The 19,698-nt window shown below is 70.1% G+C and carries 18 protein-coding genes; 12 read left to right on the forward strand and 6 right to left on the reverse strand.

The annotated features are described in order from the left end of the window. Nucleotides 1-110: 110 nt before the first annotated feature. The 7 genes from BWI15_RS05100 (at nt 111) to BWI15_RS05130 (ending at nt 5,796) form a co-directional block, all read left to right on the forward strand. Entirely contained in the window at nt 111-974 is an 864-nt protein-coding gene (locus BWI15_RS05100) for a hypothetical protein (protein WP_077013114.1), read from the forward strand. Between the two features lie 148 nt (nt 975-1,122). After that, a complete protein-coding gene (locus BWI15_RS05105; RefSeq protein ID WP_237771152.1) occupies nt 1,123-2,049 on the forward strand; it encodes a PhoH family protein in 927 nt (308 codons plus the stop codon). After that, nucleotides 2,046-2,522, forward strand: a complete 477-nt coding sequence (ybeY, locus tag BWI15_RS05110; protein ID WP_077013115.1) for an rRNA maturation RNase YbeY — start codon at nt 2,046-2,048, stop codon at nt 2,520-2,522. Before BWI15_RS05105 ends, ybeY begins: the two co-directional genes overlap by 4 nt. 7 nt (nt 2,523-2,529) lie before the next feature. Next, nucleotides 2,530-3,843 carry a hemolysin family protein gene (locus BWI15_RS05115; protein ID WP_077013116.1) on the forward strand — a complete coding sequence of 438 codons (1,314 nt, stop codon included), beginning with the start codon at nt 2,530-2,532 and terminating at the stop codon, nt 3,841-3,843. 27 nt (nt 3,844-3,870) lie between these two features. Beyond that, nucleotides 3,871-4,212, forward strand: a complete 342-nt coding sequence (locus BWI15_RS05120; protein ID WP_077013275.1) for a cytidine deaminase — start codon at nt 3,871-3,873, stop codon at nt 4,210-4,212. Continuing rightward, nucleotides 4,196-5,125, forward strand: a complete 930-nt coding sequence (gene era, locus BWI15_RS05125; RefSeq protein WP_077013117.1) for a GTPase Era — start codon at nt 4,196-4,198, stop codon at nt 5,123-5,125. Before BWI15_RS05120 ends, era begins: the two co-directional genes overlap by 17 nt. Beyond that, complete coding sequence (locus BWI15_RS05130) at nt 5,125-5,796, forward strand: GNAT family N-acetyltransferase (protein WP_077013118.1); 672 nt, start codon at nt 5,125-5,127, stop codon at nt 5,794-5,796. The genes era and BWI15_RS05130 overlap by 1 nt, the downstream gene beginning before the upstream one ends. On the opposite strand, the gene BWI15_RS05135 is transcribed toward BWI15_RS05130, so the two are convergent. Then, nucleotides 5,793-6,782 (reverse strand): GNAT family N-acetyltransferase, encoded by a 990-nt coding sequence (locus BWI15_RS05135; protein WP_237771133.1) that lies wholly within the window; start codon nt 6,780-6,782, stop codon nt 5,793-5,795. The genes BWI15_RS05130 and BWI15_RS05135 overlap by 4 nt on opposite strands. Nucleotides 6,783-6,892: 110 nt before the next feature. Between BWI15_RS05135 and BWI15_RS05140 the strand changes: the two genes are divergently transcribed. Next, the gene (locus BWI15_RS05140; protein ID WP_077013119.1) at nt 6,893-7,345 is read left to right on the forward strand and encodes a Fur family transcriptional regulator; all 453 of its coding nucleotides are present in this window, start codon (nt 6,893-6,895) and stop codon (nt 7,343-7,345) included. Nucleotides 7,346-7,347: 2 nt separating this feature from the next. After that, entirely contained in the window at nt 7,348-9,552 is a 2,205-nt protein-coding gene (gene katG, locus BWI15_RS05145; RefSeq protein ID WP_077013120.1) for a catalase/peroxidase HPI, read from the forward strand. 51 nt (nt 9,553-9,603) lie between these two features. On the opposite strand, the gene BWI15_RS05150 is transcribed toward katG, so the two are convergent. Together BWI15_RS05150 and BWI15_RS38665 are read right to left on the reverse strand one after the other, a co-directional pair. Continuing rightward, nucleotides 9,604-10,029 (reverse strand): PPOX class F420-dependent oxidoreductase, encoded by a 426-nt coding sequence (locus BWI15_RS05150; RefSeq protein ID WP_077013121.1) that lies wholly within the window; start codon nt 10,027-10,029, stop codon nt 9,604-9,606. A 33-nt stretch (nt 10,030-10,062) separates the two neighbouring features. After that, entirely contained in the window at nt 10,063-10,332 is a 270-nt protein-coding gene (locus BWI15_RS38665) for an EamA family transporter (protein WP_143465407.1), read from the reverse strand. A gap of 310 nt (nt 10,333-10,642) precedes the next feature. Between BWI15_RS38665 and leuA the strand changes: the two genes are divergently transcribed. Then, nucleotides 10,643-12,316, forward strand: coding sequence for a 2-isopropylmalate synthase (gene leuA, locus BWI15_RS05155; protein WP_202817581.1), 1,674 nt, complete (start codon nt 10,643-10,645; stop codon nt 12,314-12,316). A gap of 41 nt (nt 12,317-12,357) precedes the next feature. Next, nucleotides 12,358-13,830 carry a GNAT family N-acetyltransferase gene (locus BWI15_RS05160; RefSeq protein ID WP_077013123.1) on the forward strand — a complete coding sequence of 491 codons (1,473 nt, stop codon included), beginning with the start codon at nt 12,358-12,360 and terminating at the stop codon, nt 13,828-13,830. Nucleotides 13,831-13,833: 3 nt separating this feature from the next. On the opposite strand, the gene BWI15_RS05165 is transcribed toward BWI15_RS05160, so the two are convergent. Genes BWI15_RS05165 through BWI15_RS05175 form a run of 3 tightly spaced genes read right to left on the reverse strand, consistent with a single transcriptional unit; the run spans nt 13,834 to nt 18,442 of the window. Beyond that, nucleotides 13,834-14,490 carry an ATP-binding cassette domain-containing protein gene (locus BWI15_RS05165; RefSeq protein ID WP_077013124.1) on the reverse strand — a complete coding sequence of 219 codons (657 nt, stop codon included), beginning with the start codon at nt 14,488-14,490 and terminating at the stop codon, nt 13,834-13,836. After that, nucleotides 14,490-15,326 carry an ABC transporter ATP-binding protein gene (locus BWI15_RS05170; protein ID WP_077013125.1) on the reverse strand — a complete coding sequence of 279 codons (837 nt, stop codon included), beginning with the start codon at nt 15,324-15,326 and terminating at the stop codon, nt 14,490-14,492. The genes BWI15_RS05165 and BWI15_RS05170 overlap by 1 nt, the downstream gene beginning before the upstream one ends. Further along, complete coding sequence (locus BWI15_RS05175; RefSeq protein WP_077013126.1) at nt 15,323-18,442, reverse strand: FtsX-like permease family protein; 3,120 nt, start codon at nt 18,440-18,442, stop codon at nt 15,323-15,325. Before BWI15_RS05175 ends, BWI15_RS05170 begins: the two co-directional genes overlap by 4 nt. A gap of 209 nt (nt 18,443-18,651) precedes the next feature. On the opposite strand from BWI15_RS05175, the gene BWI15_RS05180 reads away from it, so the two are divergent. Then, the gene (locus BWI15_RS05180; RefSeq protein ID WP_077013127.1) at nt 18,652-19,677 is read left to right on the forward strand and encodes a bifunctional alpha/beta hydrolase/OsmC family protein; all 1,026 of its coding nucleotides are present in this window, start codon (nt 18,652-18,654) and stop codon (nt 19,675-19,677) included. Nucleotides 19,678-19,698 lie beyond the last annotated feature (21 nt).

Raw genomic sequence — 19,698 nt, forward strand, 5'->3', positions numbered from 1 at the left:
CACCACCGCCGGTTGTGCCACGTGACGTTGACGCGACGGTGGCGTCCCAGGTTGACAACCTTCCGCCGATTCGGTCTGGTTCTGTGACCTGCGACGCATCAGGAGCCCCGATGAGGCAGCACGGCAACCAGCGCTGGTCCGGCCACCGCGAACTCACCACGGCCGCGGTCGACCGCCTGTACGCCGTACTCGCGGGCCCCGACGGACGCATCCGTGGCCTCGGGCGAGACCGGTACGCCGCCCAGCTCGACCGGGCCCAGGCCCACCAGGACCGGCCCTTCGCCGCCGGCCTGATCAGGAACTTCGCCAACACCGGCCGGACTTTCCCGTACGCCGGCCTCGGCCCGACCCTGCACTCGGCGTACACGAATCCCGACGTCCAGCGGCAGCACTTCCTCGCCGATCCGTTCCGCTCCGGACCCGCCAACCTGCGCGTCGCCGCCGGCTTCATCGCAACCGAACTGCGCCGAGCCCGTCGCAAGAGCGGGCGCGAGATGATGCGGCACCTCGGAGCGGCCGTGCACGCGATGCAGGACAGTTACAGCGGAGCGCATGCCTGGCGAGACTACGCGGTGTATTCGGGCGATCCGACAGCAGCCGTCCGGGCTCTGCACGTGTTCACCCCCGCGCATCTGGTCGGCATCGACGACGGGCGGAACACGCATGCCGGGGCGTTCGACCAGCCGCCGGCCCGGTCCGGGACGGTCCGGGCCGCGGTCGAGGCGACGTACCGGATCCTGACGGCGCACGAGCTCGGGCTGCGGGATCCCGGTCGCGCGGAGCTGGTACTGCGGGAGACCCTCGAACCGCTCGTCAGGGCGTCGGACGCAGGCGTGGTGGTCGGTCTGCTGCCCGATACCGAGTGGCGTGCCGAACGGGACCGGCGGCTTGAACTGGACAAAAGTGCAGGTCAGAGGCCTGTCGAGGGGGGAATCGGGGTTTTATCGGATGGCGGTGTCGGGGCCTGCGGCTAGCATGGATCAGGTCATCGTCACCAGGCACCAGGAGGAAAGGCTGTCCAGGCCACGCAGTATCGAGCCGTCGCACCCGGATGCGACGCGCGCCGGCGGTAGCGAACCGCCGAAGGCGACCCACAAGGTCGTCGTGCCGAACAGCATCGACATGGTGGCGCTGCTCGGAGCCCGGGACGAGTTCCTCCGGGTCGTCGAGAAGGAGTTCGCCGCCGACATCCACGTCCGCGGCAACGAGATCACGATGACCGGCGAGCCGGCCGAGCTGGCGCTGGCCGAGCGGCTGATCGACGAGCTGATCGCCGTGGTCCGGACCGGTCACGGGCTGACCGCCGACTCCGTCGAGCGCAGCATCGCGATGATCAAGGCCGAGACCGTCGAGAGCCCGGCCGACGTGCTGACCCAGAACATCTTGTCCAGCCGCGGCCGGACGATCCGGCCCAAGACGCTGAACCAGAAGCGCTACGTGGACGCGATCGACAAGAACACGATCGTGTTCGGCATCGGCCCGGCCGGTACCGGCAAGACCTACCTGGCGGTGGCCAAGGCGGTCCAGGCGCTGCAGGCCAAGGAGGTCAACCGGATCATCCTGACCCGGCCGGCCGTCGAGGCCGGCGAGCGGCTGGGCTTCCTGCCCGGCACGCTGTCGGAGAAGATCGACCCGTACCTGCGCCCGCTGTACGACGCGCTGCACGACATGCTCGACCCCGAGTCGATCCCGCGGCTGATGACGGCCGGCACGATCGAGATCGCGCCGCTGGCCTACATGCGCGGCCGGACGCTGAACGACGCCTACATCATCCTGGACGAGGCGCAGAACACCTCGCCGGAGCAGATGAAGATGTTCCTCACCCGGCTCGGTTTCGGCTCCAAGATGGTGGTCACCGGTGACGTCACCCAGGTCGACCTGCCGACCGGCACGAACTCCGGCCTGCGGGTCGTGCAGAACATCCTGGAGGGCGTCCAGGACCTGGCGTTCTGCCGGCTGACGTCGCACGACGTGGTCCGGCACAAGCTGGTCGGCCGGATCGTGTCGGCCTACGAAAACTACGAAGGCAGCGCTGAACCGAACCGATGAACGTCGAGGTCAACAACGAGTCCGGTGTGGAGATCGACGCCCACGGACTGATGCGGCTGAGCCGCTTCGTGATGTCGAGCCTGCGCCTGCACCCCGAGTGCGAGCTGTCGATCAAGCTGGTCGACGAGGACACGATGGCGCGTTACCACGTCGAGTTCCTGGACCTGCCCGGCCCGACCGACGTGATGTCGTGGCCGATGGACGAGCTGCGTCCGGGCAGTGACAACGACGACGCCGAGCCACCGCTCGGGCACCTGGGCGACATCGCCCTGTGCCCGACGGTGGCGGCCGCGCAAGGCGCCAAGGCCGGTCACGGCACCTGGGCCGAGCTCGAGCTGCTGACCGTGCACGGCATCCTGCACCTGCTCGGCTACGACCATGCCGAACCGGCCGAGAAGGCGGAGATGTGGGAAGTCCAGGGGCGGCTGCTGGAAGCCTGGCGCGCACCGGGAAACCGGCTCGGCGAGGAGTGACACTGCCGTGAGCTACCACGACGGCGTCCTGCTGGTTGTGGCCGCGGTGCTCGTTCTGCTCGCCGGGGTGTTCGCCGGCGCCGAGGCGGCCATCTCGGCGTACTCGAAGGTGCGGGCCGACGAGCAGGTCGAGATGGGCAACACCCGCGCGGTCCGGCTGCGCGACCTGCTCACCGACGCCCCGCGCTACCTGAACACCCTGCTCCTGGTCCGGCTGAGCTGCGAGATCACCGCGATCGTGCTGGTCACCCAGGCGCTGTCCAACGTCTTCCCGGTCACCTGGGAGCACATCCTGATCACCGCCGTGGTGATGGTGGTGGTCTCGTACGTGATCATCGGCGTCGCGCCGCGCACCCTCGGCCGGCAGCACTCCGACCGGTTCGCGATGCTGTCGGCCGGCCCGATCATGGCGCTGACCACCGTGCTCGGCCCGATCCCGAAGCTGCTGATCCTGATCGGCAACGCGCTCACCCCGGGCAAGGGCTTCGCGGCCGGCCCGTTCGCGACCGAGTCCGAGCTGCGGGCGCTGGTCGACCTGGCGGAGAAGTCCGCGGTGATCGAGGCCGACGAGCGCCAGATGATCCACTCGGTCTTCGAGCTCGGCGACACGATCGTGCGCGAGGTGATGGTGCCGCGCACCGACATGGTCTACATCGAGCGGCACAAGAAGCTGCGCCAGCTCACCTCGCTGGCGCTGCGCTCGGGCTACTCGCGGATCCCGGTGGTCGGTGACTCGCTGGACGACATCCTCGGCGTGGTCTACCTCAAGGACGTGATGCGCCGGGTCTACGACAACGCCCAGTCGGAATCCACCGAGCGGGTCGAGTCGGTGATGCGCCCGTGCATGTACGTGCCGGACTCCAAGCCGGTCGACGAGCTGCTGCGCGAGATGCAGGCGGCCCGGATGCACGTCGCGATGGTCGTCGACGAGTACGGCGGCACCGCCGGCCTGGTCACCATCGAGGACATCCTGGAGGAGATCGTCGGCGAGATCACCGACGAGTACGACGAGGCGCCGGAGCCGGTGCAGGCGCTGTCCGACGGCGCCTTCCGGGTCTCCAGCCGCTACCCGATCGACGAGCTCGGCGAGCTGTTCGGCCTCCCGCTGGACGACGACGACGTCGACACCGTCGGCGGACTGATGGCCAAGCTGCTCGGCAAGGTGCCGATTCCGGGCGCGCAGGTCGAGATCGAGGGGCTGGGTCTGTCCCTCACCGCGGAACGGCCGTCCGGCCGCCGCAACCAGATCGGTACGGTGCTGGTCCGGCGAACCGACGAGCTCGCCGAGCAGCCGCAGGACAGCAGTCACCAGACTGCCTGACGCCGCCCACGAGACACTGGAGTTGTGTTGCCCGCTGACCTCTCGGCCGAGGACGCCAAACTGGTCACCCTGGCCCGTGCCGCCCGCGCCCGTACCCGCGCGACCGAGGGTGCCGCCGTGCGCGACTCCGACGGGCGGACGTACGCTGCGTGTACGGTCCAGCTCGACACGGTGCTGCTGTCCGCGCTGCAGCTCGCGGTCGCGATGGCGGTCTCGTCCGGCGTGAAGGGCATCGAGGCGGCCGCGCTGGTCACCGACGCCGGGCCCGAGGCGGTCGACGTCGAGGTGGTCCGGTACTTCGGTGGCGCCGCGCTGCCCGTAGTCGTTGCTGATGGCAACGGAGAGGTTCGTGATGTCGTCCACACCTGAGCAGTTCCGGTCCGGTTTCGCCTGTTTCGTCGGGCGGCCGAACGCGGGCAAGTCGACGCTGACCAACGCGCTGGTCGGCCAGAAGATCGTGATCACCTCGTCGAAGCCGCAGACCACCCGGCACGCCGTGCGGGGCATCGTGCACCGCGACGACGCGCAGCTGATCCTGGTCGACACCCCGGGGCTGCACAAGCCGCGGACCCTGCTCGGCGAGCGGCTCAACGACGTGGTCAAGACCACCTGGGCCGAGGTCGACGTGATCGCGATCTGCCTGCCCGCCAGCGAGCGGATCGGGCCGGGCGACCGGTTCCTGGTCGGCGAGGCGGCCAAGGTCGCCAAGACCCCGAAGGTCGCGCTGGCCACCAAGGCGGACCTGGTCGGCCCGGACCGGATGGCCGAACACCTGGCCGAGATCGCCGCGCTCGGCGAGGCGCACGGTATCGAGTGGGCCTCGGTCGTCCCGGTGTCGGCGGTCGACGGGTTCCAGGTCGACGTGGTCGCCGACGAGCTGGTCAAGCTGCTGCCGGAGGGCATGCCGCTGTACGCCGACGGCGACGTCACCGACGAGCCGGAGGAGATCCTGGTCGGCGAGCTGATCCGCGAGGCCGCGCTGGAAGGTGTCCGGGACGAGCTGCCGCACTCGATCGCGGTCACCATCGACGAGATGATGCTGCGCGAGGGCCGGCCCGACGACAAGCCGCTGCTGGACATCTACGCGAACATCTTCCTGGAGCGGGACAGCCAGAAGGGCATCGTGATCGGCCACAAGGGCGCCCGCCTGCGCGAGGTCGGTGCCAACGCCCGCCGCCAGATCGAGGCCCTGCTCGGCACCCCGGTCTATCTCGACCTGCACGTGAAGATCGCCAAGAACTGGCAGACCGACGCCAAGCACCTGAAGAAGCTCGGGTTCTGATGGACGTTCTGCTCAACCCCGCGTACGGCGCGCTCACCGGGCCGCACGCGGGGATCGCCGAGGTGCGCGGGAACGTCCGGGTCTACCCGTCCGACGTGGCGCCGTTCCTCGGGTTGCCGGACGAGCCGACCGAGCAGGACTGGGCCGACGCCGCCGAACTGGTCGGGCCGAACCGGCTGGTCGCGACCATGGGACCTGCACGTGCGGTGCCCGAGCTCTTCAAGGTGGACCGGCAGTTCGACCTGGTCCAGTTCGTCGCGCCGGCCGGCTTCGGCGCGGAGGATTCCGAGGCGGTGCGGCTCGGGCCGGACGACGTACCGGAGATGCTGAGCCTGGTCGCGCTCACCGACCCGGGCCCGTTCCGCGCGCGGACGATTGAACTCGGCAACTATCTCGGCCTGCGCGAGGACAGCGAGCTGATCGCGATGGCCGGTGAGCGGTACCACCTGCCCGGCTACGTCGAGATCAGCGCCGTCTGCACCCATCCCGACCACCGCGGCCGGGGGCTGGCCACTCGCCTGATCCGCGCTGTCGTGGCCGGCATCGAGCAGCGCGGTGAGCAGGCGTTCCTGCACACCGGCGGCACGAACCTCACCGCCATCCGGCTCTACGAAAGCCTCGGCTTCACGATCAGCAACCGGATGAAGGTCACGCTGCTGCAGGTCGTTTAGATCGCCTTCTGGTAGGCGATCGACCGGGCCACCACGTGGTACCCGAGCTGTTCGTTGATGCCGATCATGTGCGCGTTGGACTCGGCGTTCCAGGTGTCGAGCTGGGTCAGCGCCGGCTCGGCTTCGCGCATCCACAGCAGCATGCCGGTTTTCACCAACGCGCCGAGCCGATGTCCGCGATGGTTCCGCGCGACCGCGGTGTCGGCCTGCTCGGCGATGTGCGGCCGCTCCCGCTCGACGGTGATCGTCGAGTGCCCGGCCAGCTCGCCGGTCGCCCGCTCCCGGGCGATCACCCGGTACAGGCTCCGGTCGTGCGCCAGCTGCGCCTGCTCATAAGCCCGCAACCGTTCCGGGCTGAACTCGTCGTCCTCGATGTCCAGCTCGTCCTTCGGCGCGTCGTTGATCGACGCGGTCACCGCGACCATCCCGTCGAGCAGGTCGTCGGGCAGTACCCCGCTCACCCGCACCAGCTCGTACGCCGACGCCGCGCGCGCCGCTTCGTCGTACAGGCGTTGCACGAGGTCCCAGTCCAGCGCCGTCAAATCCTGGCGCCGGTTCACCTCTATCGCCTTCGGTTCGTAGCCCTGCCGCCGTGCGAACAGGTCGGCCTTCGGCAGGTCCCACGCGCTCAGCCCGAGCGAGGTCCGGCCGAGTTCCTCGGCCAGCCCTTCGCCGTACGCGAGCAGTTCGCCGCCGAGGCCGCGGCCGCGCCGGTCCGGGTGCACCTCGACCTCGAACCAGGCCAGGTTCGTGTTGTCGTAGGTCGGCAGCTCGACGCTCAGCACCCCGGCGAGTGTGCCGTCCTCGTCGCGGGCCAGATAGGCCTGTCCGGGGTCGCCGTCCCAGCCGTACTTCAGGTGTGCCGCGAAACCGCGAGCGGTCGGCAGCAACGCGTCCGGGCAGTCGAGCTTGTGCGTGGCCTGAAACAGCGCCACGGCGTCCGCGCACCCGACCTCGTCGTCGGGGGAGAGCCTGGTGATGTCCACCAGGCCAGAGTGGCGCGCGGCCTCGTTCACCGCCATCGGTTTTCGCTGGTGAGAATCTGCCCGGGCAGTGAATCTTGACCGATTCAAAATCATTCGAAAGTATCTGTGTGATGGCCCTCGACTCCGACCCCACCGAACTGCTGCGCGAGGCTGCGCTGCGGGTCACCCGGCCACGGCTGGCCGTGCTCACCGCCGTGCACTCCCACCCGCACGCCGACACCGACGCGATCATCCGGGCCACCCGCGAGGAGCTGCCGGACGTGTCGCACCAGGCGGTGTACGACGTCCTGCGCGCGCTGACCGACGCGGGTCTGCTGCGGCGGATCCAGCCGGCCGGTTCGGTCGCCCGGTACGAGGCTCGCGTGGGCGACAACCACCACCACGTGGTCTGCCGGTCGTGCGGCGCCATCGAAGACGTGGACTGCGCCGTCGGCGCGGCCCCCTGCCTGCACCCGTCCGACCAGCACGGCTTCGCCGTCGACGAGGCCGAGGTCGTGTACTGGGGTCTGTGCCCGGCGTGTTCCGCCGCAAGTCCTGAACCAGCCACCACATCGAGAGGTTGAGCATGACCGAGACGCCTGACCTGCCCCACGGCAGTGAGAGCGAGAACCCCGCCATCGACTCCCCGACGCCGGCGGTGCCCAATCCGCGGTCGAACCGGGACTGGTGGCCGAACCAGCTGGACCTCTCGGTGCTGCGCCGGCACGCGCCGCAGGCCAGCCCGCTGGAGCAGGACTTCGACTACGCCGAGGAGTTCAAGAAGCTCGACGTGGACGCGCTCAAGCGCGACATCGTCGAGGTGATGCGGACGTCGCAGGACTGGTGGCCGGCCGACTTCGGGCACTACGGCCCGCTGTTCATCCGGATGAGCTGGCACAGCGCCGGCACCTACCGGATCGAGGACGGCCGCGGTGGCGGCGCCGACGGCGCGCAGCGCTTCGCCCCGCTGAACAGCTGGCCGGACAACGCCAACCTGGACAAGGCCCGCCGCCTGCTCTGGCCGGTCAAGCAGAAGTACGGCCGGAAGATCTCCTGGGCCGACCTGCTGGTCCTGGCCGGCAACGTGGCGCTGGAGGACATGGGCTTCCAGACCTTCGGTTTCGGCTTCGGCCGCGAGGACATCTGGGAGCCGGAGGAGATCTTCTGGGGCCCCGAGGACACCTGGCTGGGCGACCAGCGCTACAGCGGCGACCGTGAGCTGGCCAGCCAGCTCGGTGCGGTCCAGATGGGCCTGATCTACGTCAACCCCGAGGGCCCCAACGGCCAGCCGGACCCGCTGGCCGCGGCCCGCGACATCCGCGAGACCTTCGGCCGGATGGCGATGAACGACGAGGAGACCATCGCGCTGATCGCCGGCGGTCACTCGTTCGGCAAGACCCACGGCGCCGGCCCGGCCGACCACATCGGTCCGGAGCCGGAGGCGGCTCCGCTGGAGGCGCAGGGCCTGGGCTGGAAGAGCACCTACGGCTCCGGCAAGGGCCCGGACGCGATCACCAGCGGTCTCGAGGTGACCTGGACCAGCACGCCGACCAAGTGGGGTCACGGCTTCTTCCAGAACCTGTTCGGCCACGAGTGGGAGCTGACCAAGAGCCCGGCCGGCGCGTGGCAGTGGGTCGCCAAGGACGCCGAGGAGAACGTTCCGGACGCGTACGACCCGAACAAGAAGCACCGCCCGACGATGCTGACCACCGACCTCGCGCTGCGCGTCGACCCGGAGTACGAGAAGATCTCGCGCCGGTTCCTGGAGCACCCGGAGGAGTTCCAGCTCGCGTTCGCCAAGGCCTGGTACAAGCTGCTGCACCGTGACATGGGTCCGGTGTCGCGCTACCTCGGTCCATGGGTCCCGGAGCCGCAGCTGTGGCAGGACCCGGTTCCGGCCGTCGACCACGAGCTGATCGACGACGCGGACGCCGCGGCGCTGAAGGCGAAGCTGCTCGACTCCGGGCTGTCCGTCGGCCAGCTGGTCCGGACGGCGTGGGCCGCGGCGGCCTCGTTCCGCGGCACCGACAAGCGCGGTGGCGTGAACGGCGCCCGGCTGCGGCTCGAGCCGCAGCGCAACTGGGAGGTCAACCAGCCGGCCGAGCTGGCCGAGGTGCTGCCGAAGCTGGAGCAGATCCAGCAGGAGTTCAACAGCGCGCAGACCGGCGGCAAGCGGGTCTCGCTGGCCGACCTGATCGTGCTGGCCGGCAACGCGGGCGTCGAGCGCGCGGCGGCCAACGCCGGGCAGGACGTCACCGTGCCGTTCCACCCGGGCCGGACCGACGCCTCGCAGGAGGACACCGACACCGAGACGTTCGCGGTGCTCGAGCCGCGCGCCGACGGTTTCCGCAACTACCTGCGGGCCGGCGAGAAGCTGTCGCCGGAGACGCTGCTGCTGGACCGGGCCTACATGCTGACCCTGACCGCGCCGGAGCTGACGGTGCTGATCGGCGGTCTGCGCGCGCTGGGCGCGAACGCGGGTGGCTCGAAGCACGGCGTGTTCACCGACCGGCCGGAGACGCTGACGACCGACTTCTTCGTGAACCTGCTCGCGCCGGGCACGGAGTGGAAGACCTCGGCCGTCGACGAGAACGTCTTCGAGATCCGCGAGCTGGGCTCCGACGAGGTCAAGTGGACGGCGACCGCCGTCGACCTGGTCTTCGGCGCCAACTCGCAGCTGCGCTCGCTCGCCGAGGTGTACGCCGCGGCGGACGCGCAGGAGAAGTTCGTCAAGGACTTCGTCGCCGCGTGGGTGAAGGTGATGGAGCTCGACCGGTTCGACCTGAAGTGACCTGATCGCGAACGGCCCGGCGCACTCGGTGCGCCGGGCCGTTCGCGTCGGTCAGGACGGGGACGGCATCCCGTAGGCGTGGTCGACGGTCATCGTGAACATCAGCCGCCGCTCGGCGACCATCGCGCGGCGGTAGTCGTCCCAGTCCGGGTGCTCACCGGACGCCGTCCGGTAGTAGTCGACCAGCGCCTCGACGGCGTCGTCGTGCGGATCCCGCGCCACCGCACTCAGCTCGGCCTTGCCTTCCAGCACCAGGTACGACCCGCCGTTGGGGCCGTTGACGTACAGACTGGCCCGCGGGTCGCGGCGCAGGTTCTTGGTCTTGGCCCGGCCGTCGGTCAGCGAGACGCGGATCCGGTTGCTCACGGCGTCGTACACGTAGGTCACGTTGGACAGCTGCGGCCGCCCGTCCCGCTTCACCGTGACGAGAACACCGAGGCCGTGGGTGCCGAGACGCTCGGCGAGTGAGTCGGTCATGCCATCAGCGTAGGAGGTCAAGTGCGCTTGAGCTCAAGCCGTCTCGAACTGAACGGACACGAGCAGGACGCCGCCGAGGACGGCGCTCAGTCCAGTGATGGTCAGCGGGGTGAGGCGCTCGCGGAGCACGGCGAGGCCGAGCAAGGTGCCGACGGCAACGTTCAGCGTGCGGCGGACGGCGACCGTCTCGATCGTGGTCAGCGACATCGCGAGCAGGACGAGGCCGAACCCGACTCCTCGGCCGAGGCCGCGCCGGGTCGGACGAGGTCGCCGCTGAAGAGCAGCACGAACGAGAGCGGTCACGTAGACAGTGTCTACATGGGATCGGTAGACGATGTCTACTAACGGCGACCGCGATCGCCCGTCACGCTGCGTGTCTCGCCGATCGAGACCCCCGGTTCGACGGCTGGGCGGGCCTGTGCTTAGACTCGCTGGCATCATGCGGCACCAGGTTCTCCTCCTTCGCTGCCGCGGCGAGGCCTGACCAGGCCGGTTCCCTCGCCGCGGAGTTCTGTCGTGCGCCGGTCGTCGACGACCCCGTAGTACAGCCTTCCCGAGGAGAACCCCCGTGGCACCCAAGAACCAGCCCCAGCCCGTCCAGCAACCGTCCGGGATGCCGGTGCAGCGCTACCGCGCGTTCCCGCCGATCGACCTGCCGGACCGGACCTGGCCCGCCAAGACCGTCGACCGGACGCCGCGCTGGCTGTCCACCGACCTGCGCGACGGCAACCAGGCCCTGGTCGAGCCGATGTCGCCGGCCCGCAAGCGGCGGATGTTCGACCTGCTGGTGAAGATGGGCTACAAGGAGATCGAGGTCGGTTTCCCCAGCGCCAGCCAGTACGACTTCGACTTCGTCCGCAGCCTGATCGAGGGCGACGCGATTCCCGACGACGTGACGATCTCGGTGCTGACCCAGGCCCGCGAGGAGCTGATCGAGCGGACCGTGCAGTCGCTGCAGGGGTCGCCGAAGGCCACCATCCACCTCTACAACGCGACCGCGCCGTTGTTCCGCCGGGTCGTGTTCAACGTCGACAAGGCCGAGTGCCGCAACATCGCCGTCCGCGGCACCGAGACCGTGATGAAGTACGCCGACGAGATGCTGGGCGACTGCGAGTTCGGCTACCAGTACAGCCCGGAGATCTTCACCGGCACCGAGCTGGAGTTCGCGCTGGAGGTGTGCGAGGCGGTCAGCGACGTGTGGCAGCCGGCCGAGGGCCGCGAGATCATCCTGAACCTGCCGGCCACCGTCGAGATGTCCACGCCGAACGTGTACGCCGACCAGATCGAGTGGTTCGCCCGCAACCTGACCCGGCGCGAGTACAGCACGATCAGCCTGCACCCGCACAACGACCGCGGCACCGCCGTCGCCGCCACCGAGCTCGCCCTGATGGCCGGCGCCGACCGGGTCGAGGGCTGCCTGTTCGGCCACGGCGAGCGGACCGGCAACGTCGACCTGGTCACCCTGGGGATGAACCTGTTCAGCCAGGGCATCGACCCGCAGATCGACTTCTCCGACATCGACGAGATCCGCCGCACGGTCGAGTACTGCACCCAGATGCGCGTCCCCGAGCGTCAGCCGTACGCCGGCGACCTGGTCTACACCGCCTTCTCCGGCTCTCACCAGGACGCGATCAAGAAGGGCCTGGAGGCGCTGGACAAGCAGGCCGCGGCCGAGGGCAAGCCGGTCTCCGAGATCGCCTGGGAAGCGCCGTACCTGCCGATCGACCCCAAGGACGTCGGTCGCTCGTACGAGGCGGTCATCCGGGTCAACTCGCAGTCCGGCAAGGGCGGCGTCGCCTACATCATGAAGTCCGAGCACCGCCTCGACCTGCCGCGCCGGCTGCAGATCGAGTTCAGCCGCGTCATCCAGCAGCACACCGACGCCGAGGGTGGCGAGGTCGGCCCCCAGGTGATGTGGGACATCTTCGCCAACGAGTACCTGGCGCCCGGCAAGCTGTCGCTGCTGACCGTCACCTCGAAGTCCGGTGGCGAGGGCAACGAGACGGTCGCCGTGCAGGTGTACTCCAACGGCGTACCGCACGAGCTGACCGGTGAGGGCAACGGCCCGGTCTCGGCGTTCGTCGACGCAATCAAGCCGCTGAAGTACGACGTGCGCGTGCTGGACTACCACGAGCACGCGCTCTCGGCCGGCGGCGACGCCCTGGCCGCGGCGTACGTCGAGTGCGAGGTCGGCGACGAGGTGTTCTGGGGTGTCGGCCGGGACGCCAACATCCTGACCGCGTCGCTGAAGGCCGTCGTCTCGGCGATCAACCGCGCCACTCGCTGAAAGAACGTGCGGATCGTCCGCCGAGCTGGTTGGCTCGGCGGATGATCACCGTGCGCGAGATCGACCCGTCCGACGACGCCGCGTACGGAAGCTGGTACGACGCCTTCCGGGCCGGCCTCGCGGAGGGCCGGCCGGCCGCGCTGCTGGAGTCCCGGGAGGCGTTGGCCTCTTCGTTGCGCGATCCCGGCCCGCAGAAGGCACGCGTTCCGGTCGGAGCCTTCGACGGCCCGCGGCTGGTGGGCTCGATGCTGTTCGCGTACCGGCTGCTGGACAACCTGGACACCGTCGAGGTGGAGATCGCCGTTCCGCCCGCCGATCGGCGCCGCGGGGCCGGCACGATGTTGTGGCGCTGGGCAACGGCTCGTGCGGCCGAGCTCGGCCGCACGATCTTCCAGGCCGAGCTCAGCGTCCCCGGCGCGGACTATCCGTGGCCGGGCAGCGCGTTCGCCGCGGGTCTGGGGTTCACCGTCGGCAACGTCGAGGACCACCTCGTCGTACCGCTTCCGTACGACGCCGCCCGACTGGAACGGCTCCGTGCCGAGGTGGGGGAGCTGACCGGCTATCGCCTGACGTCCTGGGTGGGCCCCTGTCCCGAACAGCACTTGCCGGCGTACGCCGAGCTGCGCACCGCGATGGATCACGACGTCCCGTCCGGCGAGCTGACCCGCGACCCGGCGCCGTGGACGGTCGAGCGGCTGCGGGACAGCGAGCAGCGGGCCGCGAAGAACTACTTGGCGATGGTCACGATGGCGCATACTCTCGACGGCGTCCCGGCCGGCTACACGCTGATGTACCTGATGAACGCCGACCCCGAGCACGCGCTACAGGAAGACACCCTGGTCCTGCGCGACCACCGCGGCCGCAACCTCGGCGCCCACCTGAAGCTGGCCAATCTCGACCAGCTCGCGAAGCACCGCACCACCCAGCGCCTGCTGCACACCTGGACCGCTCACTCGAACGCCGCCATGCGGAAGATCAACGCCCGCTTCGGCTTCGAGGTCGTCGAACAGCACCACGAGCTGGAACGCCTGACCCCGAAGCTGCGCCCGGCCGCGCGGGCCGTCGTCCTGGATCGGGACGACCGGATCCTGCTGATGCGGTTCGCCTTCGACGACCGGCCGGATGTGTGGGCGGCACCCGGCGGGGGAGTCGAGCCGGGGGAGTCGTTGCTGCAGGCACTCGGTCGTGAGCTGGACGAGGAGATCGGCCTGACGCCGCCGGTCGATCCGCCGCATGTGTGGCACCAAGAGGTTGTTGCCCAAGGCCACGCGAGTGGGTACGACGGCGTGATCAACGACTACTTCCTGATCCGGGTCGACAGCCACACCCCGGGCGGCACGATGTCGGCGGCCGAGCTGCTCGCCGAGAACGTGCACGGCCATCGCTGGTGGGCCCAGGACGAGCTCACGGCGTACGACGGTCCGGACGTGTTCTCCCCGCGGGCGTTGCCGGTCTACCTCGCCGACCTGCTCGCCAGCGGACCGCCGGCGTCGCCTCACCTCATCGGTCTGTGACGGCTACAAGCGGCGTTCCCAGCTGAGGTGACCTTCGTCCATCGTCGCGTGGCCGTCGGCACCGGCGGCGACGCTCGGGTCGTGGGTGGCGATGACGACGGCGGCGCCGCGCTCGGCCTCCCGGCGGAGCAGGTCCAGGACGCGTTCGCGGTTGGTGCTGTCGAGTTCGCTGGTCGACTCGTCCGCCAGCACGACTTTGCCCTGCTGGGCCAGCCCGCGCGCGACCGCGACCCGCTGCTGCTCGCCACCGGACAGCTCCTCGACCAGATGGTCGCCGCTCTCCTCGAGGCCCACCGCCGCCAGAGCCTCGTCGATCACCCGGTCCACGTCTTGCTTGCCCCCAGCAAGCAACGGCAGCGCCAGGTTCTCCCGGGCGGTGAGTACGCGCGCCAGTCCGTTGCCCTGCGGAATCAGTACGACGCCCTGCTGGGACGCTCCCGGCCGGTCCACCACCGGTACGCCGTCCAGCGCGACCGTGCCCGCCTTCGGCGTGAGCGCCCCGGCGAGTGCCCACAGCAACGAACTCTTGCCCGCGCCGGACGGTCCGCTGACGGCCAGGACGAACCCCGGCGGGACCCGCAACGACACGTCCGCGACGGCGACCACGTCGTCGTACGCGACCACGAGGCCGGTGGCGGTGATGCCGCGCTCGATGCTCATCAGGAGTCCTCCTGCTCGACCGGGCTGAGCCGGACTTCGCCGTCCTCGGTGGTGGTGACCCGCAGCAGCGTCCCGGGTGGCAGCAAGTCGGCCACGTGCGGCGGCAGCGGCAGCGACCCGTCGGTGGCGACCACCGCGAACTCTTCGCCGGACCGGCCCTCGGAGGCGATCCGGCCGTCCCTGATCGTGATCGTCCGCGGCAGCGCGGCCGCGACCTCCGGGTCGTGGGTGATCAGCAGCACCGTCATCCCGGTGGTCCGGTTGATGGTCGAGATCGCCGACAGCACCTCGTCACGCGCCTGGTGATCGAGCTGGCTGGTCGGCTCGTCGGCCAGCAGCAGCCCGGGGTAGGTGGCGATCCCGACCGCGACGGCGGTGAGCTGGATCTGGCCCGGCGTGAGCTTGCCGAGCGGTGACTTCGCCTGTCGGCCGAGGCCGACCAGCTCCAGCACCTCCTCCGGCGTCGGCAGGTCGCGGTCCCGTGGCGCGGCCCCCTGGGCGTAGCGGATGTTGTCCAGCGGATTCAGGTACGGGATCAGGTTGCGCCCGGCCCCCTGGAGCACGATGCCGACGTCGGCGGCGCGCATCCGGTCCAGCTCCGCCTCGGTCATCGTGGCGACGTTGTGCTCACCGATGTGCAGCCGGCCCGCGCTCGGCGTGAGCAGTCCACCGCACAGCTGCAGCAGCGTCGACTTGCCGGCGCCGGACGGTCCGAGCAGGCCGACCAGCTCACCCGGCCGGACGGAGATCCCGATGCCGGACAGGGCCGCGACGTCATGGCCCTGGCTGCGGTAGATGTGCACCAGGCCGCTGGTGCTGATCGCGAGGCCGCTCATGCCAGGTCCTCCTTGATCCGGCTGTAGCCCGCCCGGCGGTTCACGCCGGAGCCGAGCAGCAGCGTGGTCGTGGTCAGCACGACGGTCCCGATCAGCCAGAGCACCCCGGCGACCGCCCAGTTCGTGCCGAGGTCGAGCGGGATCGGCGACGGTTCACCGGTCTCGGCGAACAACGGGATCAGCGGCAGCGCGACCTTCGCGCCGACCACCCCGCAGATCGAGCCGAGCAGCACCGCCAGCGCGACCGGGCCGGTCTGCTCCCAGCGCGCGGCCCGTCCGGTCGTGGCCGCCGGTACGCCGGTGATCCGCAGGCTCGCGTAGTCCTGGGCCCGAGACCGCCACGAGGTCACCACCATCAGCAGCAGCACGATGATCGCGAGCGACCAGCCGGCGACGCCGATCACCGGGGTCAGTTGCAGCGCGAGCGCACTCGCCGAACGGCTGTACACCTCCGCCCGTGCGGCACTGCGATCGCCGAGCGAGGCGTCCAGGCCGGCCTTGCCGAGCGCCTCGATCAGCTGGTCGGCCTTGGCCACTCCCTCGGCGTTCAGCCAGATCTCGAACGAGACGTTGCTCTGGGCAACCGTGCCGCCGATCCGCCGGAGCGCTTCCAGGTCGACGACGGCCGCACGTTCGGGGTAGCGGTTGATCGGTCCGCGGAGCCGGTCGATCGGGCTGATCAGCTGCGCGATGCCGTCCAGCCCGGGCACCGTCGTCGTGGTGCCCACCGGGTAGCCGCTGGTCACCAGCGCCGGGATGCCCGGCGGGACCGACGCGTGCTGGATCACGTTCTCGAGCGCGATGCTGGTGACGTTGAGAGTCAGGCCGCCGTCCGGACCGTCCTTGGCCCGGACGGCGCCGCTGTCCTCGGTGAGCTGGGGAATCTCCTGCCAGTCGTCCGACGTACCGAGTCCTGCGGAGGGGGTGCCGTCGGAGCCGAACTTGCTCAGTACGACGTCGCCGGTGATGCCGGACTGGTCGCTGATGTCCCGGGCGATGCCGAGGCGCAGCAGCCGGCAGCCGGCCGTGCAGCCCGAGACCTTGGTGGTCAGATCGACGGTCCGGCCCGGTACCAGGGGCAGCGCCGGGAAGCTGGCGACGAACCGGCTGCCGTCCCGGAGACTGACCAGGGTGGCCCGGATGATCACCGACTTCGCCGGGGCCTGCGGCGGGGGCGCAACGCCGTTGATCGTCTTCGGAACCACCGGTTGCATCGGGCCGGTGCTCGCGGTCACCCGGAGCTGCCCGCCGCGTACCTCGATCGGCGCCGGCTGCCGCGGTGCGGCGAGCTGCGCGAAACCGTCCGGGTCGGTCAGCTCCTCGCCCTGGAAGGCGATCCGGCGGAAGCTGTCGGGCTCGATCATCACCGTGCGCAGGGCATCGGGGGCGGTCGTGGTGGAAATCAGGACGGGGGAGAGCCATTGGCGGTCACGGTCGAGGCTGTTCAGCACCGCGGTGAAATTGCCGAGGTCGGTCGTGTCGACGGTGACGACGCCTTCAGCACCGGCCTCGTACCCGGCGCGCGTCTCCCGGTTGTCGCCGGCCACGGAGGCGGCCTGGCCGGCGAACGAGACGAGCGCGGTCGCCACCGCGACGACGGCGACGATTCGGGTCACCGCCGGACGGCGCGAGACCTGGAGTGCGCCGAGGGCGAGTCCCAGACGCCCGGCCCGCAAGGCCTGCCGGCTGATCAGCGCAGCGGCCGGGAGCAGGAGATGAGCGAAGGTCAGTCCGACCGCCAGCGCGAGCAGCGTGGGCGTCAGCACCGGCAACGGCCCTCGGCCACCGCCGGTCAACGCGCCGATCAAGCCGGCCGTCGCCAGTACGACGATCGCAACGTCCGCGATCGCCACGGACCGGCCCCTGCGCCGTGGAACCACTCGGCGCAGCAGGGTGGAGATCGGCTGCCGCGCGACGGAGCGGACGGTCGACACCACGACAACAAGCCCGACGACCAGTGCCAGCCCCACCGCGGCCGGCACCGTCCAGTGGAACTCGATCGGTGACCCACGGTCGAGCCATGTCTGTCTGACGGCGAGGAGCAGTCCGAAGCCGGAGGCCGCACCCAGCAGCAGTCCGGCCGCGACTGGTACTCCGAGCTCGAGCGCCAGCGCCTGCCCGGCCGACCGCGTGCTGGCGCCGCGCAACCGGGCCACCGCGAGCTCGGGGCGGCGCTGGTCGACCACGGCCGCCAATGCGAGGGCCAGCACCACGACGCCGAACAGAGCGACCTGGACCATCACCAGCGGGATGATGGTCGCCGCCTGCCGCCGTTCGGCCCCGATCGAGTCGATCAGGCCCACCAGGCCGGAGTTGTTGTGAGCGTTGTACTGGAGTTCGCCGGCTTCCGCCTCGACGTTCTCCGTAGCCGCCTTGAGTCGCTCCAGGTGGTCCAGGCGGGTGAGTCCGGGCAGCGGTCGCGTGTCGAGGGTGTTGCGATGTCCCCATGCCGCCGCGTCGAAGGTCTTGCGGTCGGTCAGCAGGTAGTCGAGGGCGCCGGCGCTGTTGCCGATCTGCGCGAAGGAGTTTCCGGTCGGGGGCCGGCCGAACCAGTACACGTCCTGCGCGTCCTCGGGGACGTAGAGGCCGACGACGGTCAGCACGCCGCGGCCGACGTACTGGTTGGGGACGATGTTCAGCCGCTGGCCGATCTTGATGTCGTGGTTGTCGACGTCCGCCGCGGACATCACCACCTCGCTCGGCGCCGAGGCGCACCGGCCGGCGATCAGCCTCAGCCGCTCGCAGTACCCGTCGCGCCACAGGATGCGTCCCTGGGGCTTGGGCGCGGTGACCTCCGGGCCGGTGAGCCAGGTGATGTCGACGTGCGCGCCGTACACGGGCGGGCTGAACAGCGGCCTCAGGTCGGCCGGGACGAGAGTCTCCAGCTTCTCCGGTGCCGTCGGTTTGCTGACGATCCGGCTGGTCGGTGGCGACAGCGCCTCCACCTGCCAGGCGGCGACCAGCGGCCGGTTGGTCAGCATCTCGGTCGTGACCGTCTGCTCCACGGCCCGGGAGAACCAGGGCGCGAACGAGGCGCACGTGCCGATCAGCAGACTCACCCCGGCCAGGACCACGGCCTGCGACCACCGGTACCGCAACGCCCGGCCCAGGAACATCTCTCGTACCCCCCAGCAGCCCGTGAACCCTGCCGAGAACTTACGGACTGACCGGTGTCACGTCAGGGCTTCGGTGCCCACCGATGCGCTTTCGTTGCCTGCCCGGCCGATGCTTGCTACCTGGGCCGAACTGTTGCTACCCAGCGGTACTCGGTGGTCACCGTGGGTCGATGCGCCGGGCGGTTCGCCGGGTCGGGGATGCTTGTGCCATGACGGATCCGAAGGTCACGCTGGAGCTGGACAGGCCGCAGGGTGGATCACTCGACGCACTCCTTGCCCTGCCCACCGGCGAAATCCGGGCGTACGCCGTCCTGGCGCACCGCTCACCCGGGTCCGTGGACGTCATCGCCGACACCCTGACCCGGGCCGGGATCGCCGTGCTCGCCTTCGAGATCGGCGCCGCCGGGGCGGTGGCCGACGTGGTGCTGGCGGCGTACCACCTGCGGGCGAACTTCGAGCCGCCGGAGATCCTGATCGGGCACTCGCTCGGCGGGGTCGCGGTGCTGTCGGCGTCGCACCTCGTGCCGGAGATCCGGGCCGTGGTGACGATCAACGCCCCGGCCGGCGAGATCCCACCGCCACGAACCGCCCTGCTGGTGATGCACGCGCCGAGCGACCAGCAGGTGGGGATCCAGAACGCGGGGCACTTGTTCGTCGGCGCTCGGCATCCGAAGTCGTTCATCGCGCTGGACGGAGCGGACCACGCGCTGACGAACCCGGCCGACGCGGTGTACGCGGCGACGATGCTCGGGGCGTGGGTCGGGCGCTACCTGACCAAGCCGGCGGCGCCGGTCGCGTCCGGGCTGACGATGGGTCACCGGGTCGTTGTCTCCGAGAACGGTGCGCCGTACGCACAGACGATCGTCGCCGGGCGGCACCGGTTGAGCGCCGATGAACCCGTGCCTCTGGGTCGCGACACGGGGCCCACGCCGTACGACCTGCTGCTGGCGTCGCTCGGATCGTGCACGTCGATGACGATCCGGATGTACGCCGAACGCAAGCAGATCCCGCTCCGCGACGTCTCGATCGAGCTGCGCCACGCGCGCGTGCACGCGAAGGACTGCGAAGAGTGCGAGACCAGCGCCGGCATGCTGGACCGAATCGATCTCAAGATCACGCTCGAGGGCGATCTGACCGAGGAGCAGCGCGAAAAGCTGCTCGCGATCGCAGGCAAGTGCCCGGTGCACCGGACGCTGCACTCGGAAGTCCAGATCCGCACGGCAATCGCCGACTGAGCGGCCGCGCTGTCCATTACC

Source organism: Kribbella sp. ALI-6-A, from assembly GCF_001984195.1.
Taxonomy (GTDB): domain Bacteria; phylum Actinomycetota; class Actinomycetes; order Propionibacteriales; family Kribbellaceae; genus Kribbella.